We start from the raw sequence: 8,831 nt of genomic DNA, 5'->3' as shown, positions 1-8,831 counted from the left end.
GTCCAGCCTCGCGGAGGAGAATGAGGGCATAAGCGGCAGGTTTGAACCATTCACCAACAGTAGACTCTAAAGCTTGTCCTCTCTGGGTATCGTGATTATCGACAAAGGTTACAGCACTTTCTGGATGATTGCTTGCGAGTGTACCATTGAAAATAGTGGTTAAATCAAAGTTTTCCCCTTCTTGGCTAGCTCTAAAGAGATTTTGGTGGAGGGCAACGTCGACTAAGTCGAACTGGTAGTCAATGCTGGCTAGGTAGTCATTGTTGCTTTGTTCATCCCCGTTCCAAAACTCACCAAATACATAGAAATCGTCTCCGTATTTGTCCGTGATTTGCTGGATGAAGTTCTTCATAAAGAAGGAGTCGATGTGTTTAACCGCATCGAGACGGAAGCCTTCTACCCCAGTTGTTTCAATAAACCATTCAGCCCATTGGTTGAGGTTTTCGACCACTTCTGGGTGTTTGAAGTCGATATCAGCGTACATGAGGTAATCATAGTTGCCGTTTTCGCTGTCGACCAGATCATCTTGTGCCCAACCTTTGTTTTCCCCTTGGATTTGGTAGATGCCACTCTTATTGCGGGAAGCATCGTAGTCGGTACCGGTGAAGTGGTACCAGTGCCAGTGGAAGTCATTGTAGGCTCCATTTCGACCATCAAAGGTAAATTTGGTCCAGCCCTTGATAGTAAAAGGCTCAGTCAAGACGATGGTCCGATCGTTAGGGTCCACTTCGACCACTTCAAATTTTTCAAGGCCATCGGCTGCTGCCTTATGGTTGAGCACCACATCGGCCATGGGCTGAATTCCAGCTTCTTTTAAGGCATGGATGGCTTGCAAGTAGTCGTCTTTGAATCCATACTTGGTGCGGACAGTCCCTTTTTGGTCAAATTCTCCAAGGTCAAAGAGGTCATAGACACCGTAGCCGACATCATTGGCAGAAGTAGCTTTGAAAGCAGGTGGCATCCAGATTTTACGAATGCCCAAGTCTGCCAGGTGAGGAGCATCTGTAGCTAAGCGGGACCAGTGTTGGCCATCTGAGGATAAGTACCATTCAAAATATTGCATTAAGGTTTGATTTTCCATTTTGTTCTCATCTTTCGTGAATAATGCCTTATTTTACCAAAAATGACAGGATAGGGCAAAGGTTTGCACTCTCGAAAACGCTGTCTTTATTGGATAAAAGAAAAATGGGCTGGAAACGAGCTCTCGCATGAGAAAAATGGGGAACTTGCCCTCATGAATAGGAACTATTTTTTCGATATTGTTCAAGTTGGCTCAATCTGTCTAAAAAGAGACTATAAGCCGAAGAAGTGTCTCCATCATTTGATTGACAGGAAGGAATGTCTGTAGGATCTTCCCTGCTGTCAGTTAAGTTGTTATCCCGTTTGAAAGCTAGCTGACTACCAGATAAGAGGAAAACTAGCTTGCTGACAGGAGGAGATGCTGTTGTTGAAAGGAGGGTTCGTTTTTACTGCATCTATTAAAGAATGATTTCGTCTTTTTTTGTCGTTTCGGTTAAAACGACTCAAAACTACGCTTTTTTAAGGAGTTTGTATATGAAAAAATCAACCATTGTTTCGATTGTGTTTGCAAGTTTATTAATAAGTCCAGTTATTTTGGCGCGTCATGTCCAGGCTGAAGAAGTGACTGCGAATAGTCAAGAACCAGCCTTAACCTCTCACGTGGGACAGCCAAGTACAGCAGAAGCTTCTACTGTTTCAAATGAAGTTCCAGCAAGCAGTGAACTCTCTCCTAAGGAGGATCCTGCTAGTCAGACAAGCTTGGACCAAACGACTGCTGAGACAGATCCTACAACGACTAAGACGACAAGCGAAAATGAATCTCCTGCGACCAAGGAGACTGTTGCTACAGAGAAAGCCTCAGTCAAGCCTTCTAGTGATGCTCCTCAGTCAGCAGAACTACCTGTTGCCGAGAAAAATCCATCGCCTGTATCTAACACTCCTAAGGTGACCCTAGGAGAACTTTCAGAAGTGACGGGTCAACCAGTAGCCGAGCAAGATGTGAAGAAGGAAGCTACTGTGATAGATGCTGTCAATCAGCTCTTGAACTGGGCTTCGACCAAGGAGAATCAAGTCGGAACTACCGATAAAGATCGATTGGCATTTGCTAAGAGCTTAGGAATGGTCAAGGAGGGAGTGGAGGGTTCTGCTCCGGTCACGGATCTCTCCAGCATGGTGGAAGTGGCAAAAAAACTCCATACTGCATACAGAGCAGAGCGGAAGGAACCTCTCTTTTTGAATGGACGAGCACAGCCGATTTTCCCATTTTCACCTGGGGATGATATTGAGCATTATTCCTATGATAAGAGTGACATTGTCCGATATATTGTCTATGTTGAAACTGACTATGATACGGATGGAGATGGCAAGCCTGACTTGGTCAAGACCTTTGTACAGGTGCCAAAAGCTGCTGTCAATGGGGACTATAAGGCTGCCAGTATCTTTGAAGCTAGCCCTTATGTAACAGGGACGACCGAAGAGCGGACTTTAGAAGGGATTGGCCTGAAAGAAGGTGGAAACTTCGAGATGGCCAAGCTCTATGAAACACCTGCCAAACGCCAAGCCAGTAAAACGGTTACGACAGAAGAAGTAGCCAAAGCGACCAATCCAAAAGAATGGTACTATGTCAATCCTCGTGAAAGCTCGGATGGCTATACACACTATGACTATGAAAATCTCAACTGGTACAATTACTACTTGGTTCGTGGCTATGCAGTGGTGACCAGTAGTGGTTTGGGATCAAAAGGATCAGACGGAATCAATACGACCGGCTCAGACCTTGAAGTGGCAGCTTACAAGAATATCGTGGAGTGGCTTAACGGCAAACGAAAAGCCTACTCTGATAAGACTAGCAACCACGAAGTCAAGGCAGACTGGTCCAACGGCAATGTCGCCATGACAGGCTTGTCTTGGGCAGGTACGACGACATTTGGTGTAGCGTCTACTGGTGTGGAAGGGCTCAAGACCATTGTACCAGCAGCAGGGATTGCCAGTTGGTATGACCATTTTAACAGCCAAGGATCTCCTCTTGATACAGGAGCTTCCAATGACCTCTCTTGGTTATCTGTCTATACCTCTGGTCGTATCCTAGATAAGGAGGATTGGGACAAGGTTAAGGACTACTATGCAGCCTATATCACCAAGCTCAATGAACTCCAACACAAGGATGGTCATAATTACAACGAAGAATATGCCAAACGCGACTACACCTTAAATGCAAGCAACTTAAAGGCGGCACCTCTCATTATCCAAGGGCTCAATGATGATAACGTCAAGCCTAAACATTTCGAATTAATGGTTCAAGCCTTCAAGAAGGCAGGGATTGATCCCAAGGTCTTGCTCCACCAAGGCAATCACATCTATCCATCCACTCGTTGGTCAGGAACAGAAGTGGCAGGACAAGCCTTTAATGACCTGATGAACCTCTGGTATAGCCATTACCTCTACGGTATCGAAAATGGCATTGAAAACCTCCCGCAAGTAACAGCTCAGGACAATCTGGATCCTAGCAAGTGGCACCGTTTTGACAAATGGGATACGGATCAAGCTATCTCAGGTCGGATCTACTCTAAGCGTGAAGAGGTAACGGTGACGGGTGATTACTATGGCACGGGAAACAATTGGACCACACGTAACCAGGATGCGGCCTTCCATTCTTCCGAAGTAGCAGCTTCCTATGCAGCAACCGTTGACCAAGATACGACCATCAAAGGTCATATTCCGGTACATTTTAGCGCAGCTTTTGTCAAAGGAGACAAGAAGCATGCTCATGTCAGTGCGACCCTGATGGATGTCGCAGACGAAGAATTTGATGTGGTCAAGGAAGAAATCACTTATGACAAAGATGGTTACAGCACGCGCACACTGGAAAAAGAAACCATCGATGAGACAGGCTACTGGAACGGCAGCAATCTTGAGACTCTACCTCTCAAACGCTATACCACTCACAAGGTCAAGAGTGTCGTGATTGCGCGTGGTTGGATGAATTTGGCCAATCCAGCTTCACGTTATGACTCTGCTAGCTCTAGTCAGTCTATCGATGTGAAAGAAAATGAATTTCATGATTATACCATGTACTTGCAGCCAAACTTGTATACAGTGAAAAAAGGTCATCGTCTGGTCTTGAGCCTACACACCTATGATCCGGATTATATCTACTTTGCGGATCCATATGAAGTGACCTTCAAGACAGACTCTATTTCAACAACCATCCCAACTGTCGAAGCTAGTCGGTCGCTCTTATTACGCTACCAACCAAGTGAAAAAGATACCGAATATGCAAGGTTAGCAGACCGGATCCTCCCAATCGCACAGAAAGAACCAACAGGAGAAGATGGAGGTAAGGATTTGGCTACCCATCCAGACCAACAACCACCAGTTGGACGGGATCCAATGAATTTCCGTCAGGAACAAAAAGCAGAAATCGCTCAATTGACACAGGCAAATAAATCTACCAGTCAAGAAAGTGAAGCTCACTTGCCTGAAACTGGGGAATCAGCAAATATCTGGACAGTTTATGGCTTGTTAACCGTACTTGCTACTAGCTTGTGGAAAGTTGTCTACCGTCGCAAAGAAGATCAATAATGTCAGACTTATCGCCAAAGGGTGATAGAAAAAAAGGATCCAGTCCATCAGAAGGAGGCTTCCATTGAGATCCATAGAACATTTCCAAGAACAAATCGCCACCATTTTTCATGAGGCAATGTCCATACCGAGCTTTACCAATACCGAGACAGAAAGGGAGATAGAAGACTATCTAGACCAACGAATTGGGTCTATTCCATATTTTAAGACTCACCCCAAGCACTTTGGTCGCTCCCCTCTTCCCAATGACCATCTTCATCGCAGTGTCAATTGGGCCTTGGTCGATAAAGGCAAGAAAAAGACAGTGATCCTTTTTCACCACCACGATACGGTAGATTTAGAAGATTACGGTCCCCTAGCCCCTATAGCCTTGGATTCCGAGGCGCTAGTTCAAGCCTTGAAGGGTATTGATTTTCGATCAGAAATGCAGGATGACCTAGATTCTGGCCAATGGCAATTCGGACGAGGTTCTTGTGACATGAAGGCAGCCTTGGCACTTCAGCTGGGTGTCTTAGAAGCCTACGCCTCCGATTCAGAAGGGGGGCAGGTCAATCTCCTCTACCTTTCCGTGGGAGATGAGGAGTCCTATTCACGTGGGATGAGAGGAGCCTTGGGCCTACTTTGTCGGTTAAAAGAAGAGTTTGACTTGGATTATGTCTTAGCGGTGGATTCAGAGCCTTTTGAAGTCACTAGTGACAAGGAGAAGGTCCTGCACATCGGAACGGTCGGCAAGCTCATGCCAGTCGTCGTCACCCAGGGAGTCTTATCCCACATGAAGGAGCCTCTCAAAGGAATCAACGCCCTCTCTCTCCTAATAGCAGTCGCATCGAAATTGGACCTCCATCCAGACCTATCCGACCAAGCGATGGGAGAGCAATCTCCTCTTCCTTCTTGGTCTTATCTGCGAGATTTGAAGGATCAATATGATGTATCGACTATCCTTCATGCTGCCGGCTATTTCAGCGTACTGCATCTGAAAAAGACTCCTCAAGAATTGTTGCAACGCATCAAAGAGTTGAGCCAGGAAGCGGTTGATGAGTTTTATGTCAAATACCTGTCCCTCCAGGATCAAGCAGGACAAGAACATGTGATAGCTCAGCCATGGGTGATCAGCTATCAAGAATTGCTGGATCGTTGCCAAAAGAAGGAAGGCTTTTCAAGCTTCCAAGAGCAATGTGAGCAAAGGGCCTACCAAGCTTTCTTAGCTGGAGTCAGCTATCAGGCCATTGCCATCCAGCAGATCCAAGATTACTTAGACTTCCTAGCGGAGAAGACTCCATTGGTCGTTATTGGCTTTGCACCACCCTATTACCCATCCATGAACTGTCGCTCTTTACTAAACACCAGTCTCAAAATTGGCACCCTGGTGGATGATTACCGCCATTATTTAGGAAAACGTGGCCTGACCCTGAAGGTGGAGGAATACTTCATGGGCATTTGTGACACCAGTTATTGTGCCCTGGAGAGAGAGCTAGCAAGCTATCAGGTTGTCTTGGATAGTTTGGCGACCCCTTCTCAAGTCTACGAGTTGGATCTGGAAAAAATTGCCCAGATCCAAGTGCCGGCAGTCAATTTAGGACCTTGGGGCAAGGAACTCCATCAAAGAGGGGAGAGGGTCTATAGGGAGGACCTCATGGAGACTATCCCTAACTATCTATTTGGCCTTCTCTACCGTTTTAATGAATTGCTTTAATACTTAAGTTTTCCATTGACAAATGAGGAAAAGAGGACTAAAATATAGGCAAAATAAGTAACCACTTTCTTTCATTAGGGAAGTGGAATAGGAGAAGGAGAATCTATGATTGAATTTCAAGGAGTCACCAAGGATTACGATGGTCAACTGGCATTGAACCATTTGAACTTAACCATTGAAGATGGGCAAATTGTCGGCTTGATCGGCCATAATGGAGCCGGGAAATCAACGACCATTAAGAGTCTGGTCAGTGTCATCACCCCAACGACTGGTAGAATCCTAGTAGATGGGAAGGACCTCTATAGTAATCGCTTGGAAATAAAGAAGAAGATTGGCTACGTAGCCGATTCACCGGATCTCTTCCTTCGATTGACGGCCAATGAATTTTGGGAGTTGGTCGCTACTTCTTATGATATGAGCCAGCAAGAATGTGATGACCGCTTGGAGCAGTTGCTGCATCTGTTTGACTTTGCTAGTCATCGTTATGAGGTCATCGAGTCTTTCTCTCATGGGATGCGCCAGAAGGTCTTTGTCATCGGGGCTCTTCTATCTGATCCAGACATTTGGGTTCTAGATGAGCCCATGACTGGTTTGGATCCCCAAGCCTCTTACGATCTGAAGCAGATGATGCGGGAGCATGCGGATAAGGGCAACACTGTCATCTTCTCTACCCATGTCCTCGAAGTAGCAGAGCAACTCTGTGATAAGATTGCCATCCTGAAGAAGGGGAACCTCATCTTTTATGGAACCATCGAAGAATTAAAGGGGCAACACCCAGAACAAAGCCTAGAGTCCATTTATCTTGGACTAGCTGGTCGAAGAGAAGAGGTGAGTCCAGATGCGTCTTAAAATGGTTCGTCGCCTAGTCGATGTCAACATTATCTATGCGACTCAGCCTGCCCAATTAGCGAAATTTCGTAAGAAGCAGGAAAAGGATCCGACTAGGAAGGTCAATGTTTCCGCCCAGTCCATTCGGACCTATATATTTATAGGTCTCCTTTATCTCTTCCTTTTTGGGATACTTTCTAGTGCCAATGATTTTGTCTCTAGCCCTGGTCCCTTTGTCAATATGATTACGCTCTTTGCGCTCTTAGCCATATCCCAAGGTTTGATGAGTTTTTACAATGTCTTTTACGAGAGCAAGGATTTGCAATTTTATCGTCCCTATGCCTTTTCGGATGCAGAAGTGATTGCAGGAAAGAGCATCTCGGTCATTTTAGTGCTCTTGATGGCCCTGCTTCCAATGATTAGTTACTTCATCATTCTGCCCATCCAAGCAGGGGGAAATATTCTGGTGGGGCTCCTTCTTGGCCTTCTTTGTGCCATGATTCTCCTCTCCATCCTTTTTTTAGGCACCTTGTTCTTATCCCACCTGATTACCAAATCAGCTATCTTTAAGAAGCACACGAGTTTGGTGTCTAACCTCATCATTGGCTTGGGTAGCCTCATTTCCATTGGAGCTTACCTCTATATTAATATGCTCCAATCAGAGCATTCGGTGGCTGGTGATCTGGTTACTCAACCCAGTATTTTTCCTCCGATAGAGGTCTTTCATAGCTTTATCTTGAATCCTTTGGATTCAGGAGCTCTACTTGGGATCTTGGCTTGGATTCTGCTTCTAGCGGTTCTCATTTGGCTGGTCAAAAGTCAGGTCTTGCCTCATTTTTATGATGCTGCCCTTGAGGTTTCTTCCAGCCATGCGGTTAAGGAGCGGGTGAGTCAGATGAAGGTGGGAGATCAGAAGGCCTTCCATCGCTTTACTGTTTCCTATCATAAACGGCTTCTGAGTGATGGTACCTTGCTGACGCAAGTCATCTTCATGATGGCGATTTTCCCTTATCTTTTCACATTTGGCTTGTTTTTAGGGGCATCGCGAGCTTCCCTCCAAATTGAAAACTACCTCACACCCCAATACCTCCTTCCTTTATCGCTGATTGCTTTCATGATTGGAGTCTTCAACTCTGTGGAAAGCTTGACCAGTATTGGGATCTCTTTGGAACGGGAAAATTTCGCTTATCTTCGTGCCCTTCCGATTGACTTCAAACGCTATTGTTTGAAGAAATTTTGGATTCTCTTTTCGGTTCAGTCTGCTTTGCCGATTGTGCTTTTGGTAGGGGTGTCCTGTTACTTTGGTGTCCATCCCCTCTCTCTTTTAGCCATGCTTTTGATTTGGTTTTTGACCAGTTTGAGTTTAAGTGTGATCGCTTTTAGACGTGACTACAAGCTCTTAACAACTAATTGGTCGACTGTAACAGACCTGATGAACCGTAATAGAGGAAATGCAGCCCTGAGAGGCTTATTGATTTTCGTCTTTATTATCGTTATGCTAGTCCTGATAGGCTTTGCCTTCTATCTATCCGCTGAGGCTTTCACCACCCTGATTGCTAGTGTGATTTATCTTCTCATTGCGGGTATAGGAGCTCTAGCGACTTACTTTATTTATAAAGGTACTTTCTACAAATTTAACCAAGAAATTGGTGGATAAAAAAGAGAGTGGGACAGAAATCGGTAATTCGTTAGAATTCGATTTCGTCGT

Annotated in this window: 5 protein-coding genes; 4 read left to right on the top strand and 1 reads right to left on the bottom strand. The window is 45.3% G+C overall.

What is annotated here, in order from left to right; genetic code table 11:
* Positions 1 to 1,081, bottom strand: a 1,081-nt coding sequence (locus QZ158_RS06615; protein ID WP_293886905.1) for an alpha-amylase, incomplete at its 3' end; no start/stop codon positions are given.
* A 473-nt stretch (positions 1,082 to 1,554) separates the two neighbouring features.
* On the opposite strand from QZ158_RS06615, the gene QZ158_RS06610 reads away from it, so the two are divergent.
* The 4 genes from QZ158_RS06610 (at position 1,555) to QZ158_RS06595 (ending at position 8,780) form a co-directional block, all read left to right on the top strand.
* A complete protein-coding gene (locus QZ158_RS06610; protein WP_293886903.1) occupies positions 1,555 to 4,602 on the top strand; it encodes a CocE/NonD family hydrolase in 3,048 nt (1,015 codons plus the stop codon).
* 118 nt (positions 4,603 to 4,720) lie between these two features.
* On the top strand, positions 4,721 to 6,295 hold the full coding sequence (locus QZ158_RS06605) for a M20/M25/M40 family metallo-hydrolase (RefSeq protein WP_293886907.1): 1,575 nt from the start codon (positions 4,721 to 4,723) through the stop codon (positions 6,293 to 6,295).
* Between the two features lie 105 nt (positions 6,296 to 6,400).
* Positions 6,401 to 7,144: an ABC transporter ATP-binding protein gene (locus QZ158_RS06600; protein ID WP_061564130.1), complete on the top strand. Its 744-nt coding sequence runs from the start codon at positions 6,401 to 6,403 to the stop codon at positions 7,142 to 7,144.
* Positions 7,134 to 8,780, top strand: a complete 1,647-nt coding sequence (locus tag QZ158_RS06595) for a hypothetical protein (RefSeq protein ID WP_293886901.1) — start codon at positions 7,134 to 7,136, stop codon at positions 8,778 to 8,780. Before QZ158_RS06600 ends, QZ158_RS06595 begins: the two co-directional genes overlap by 11 nt.
* The last annotated feature ends 51 nt before the right edge of the window (positions 8,781 to 8,831 follow it).

The sequence above is a fragment of the Streptococcus sp. A12 genome (assembly GCF_905372335.1).
Lineage (GTDB): Bacteria > Bacillota > Bacilli > Lactobacillales > Streptococcaceae > Streptococcus.
This window is presented reverse-complemented; position numbering and strand designations above follow the sequence as displayed.

What these genes read in the sequence shown, in the direction of transcription:
- QZ158_RS06610 (WP_293886903.1), top strand. Translation starts at nt 1,555, where the DNA reads ATGAAAAAATCAACCATTGTTTCGATTGTGTTTGCAAGTTTATTAATA.
- QZ158_RS06605 (WP_293886907.1), top strand. Translation starts at nt 4,721, where the DNA reads ATGTCCATACCGAGCTTTACCAATACCGAGACAGAAAGGGAGATAGAA.
- QZ158_RS06600 (WP_061564130.1), top strand. Translation starts at nt 6,401, where the DNA reads ATGATTGAATTTCAAGGAGTCACCAAGGATTACGATGGTCAACTGGCA.
- QZ158_RS06595 (WP_293886901.1), top strand. Translation starts at nt 7,134, where the DNA reads ATGCGTCTTAAAATGGTTCGTCGCCTAGTCGATGTCAACATTATCTAT.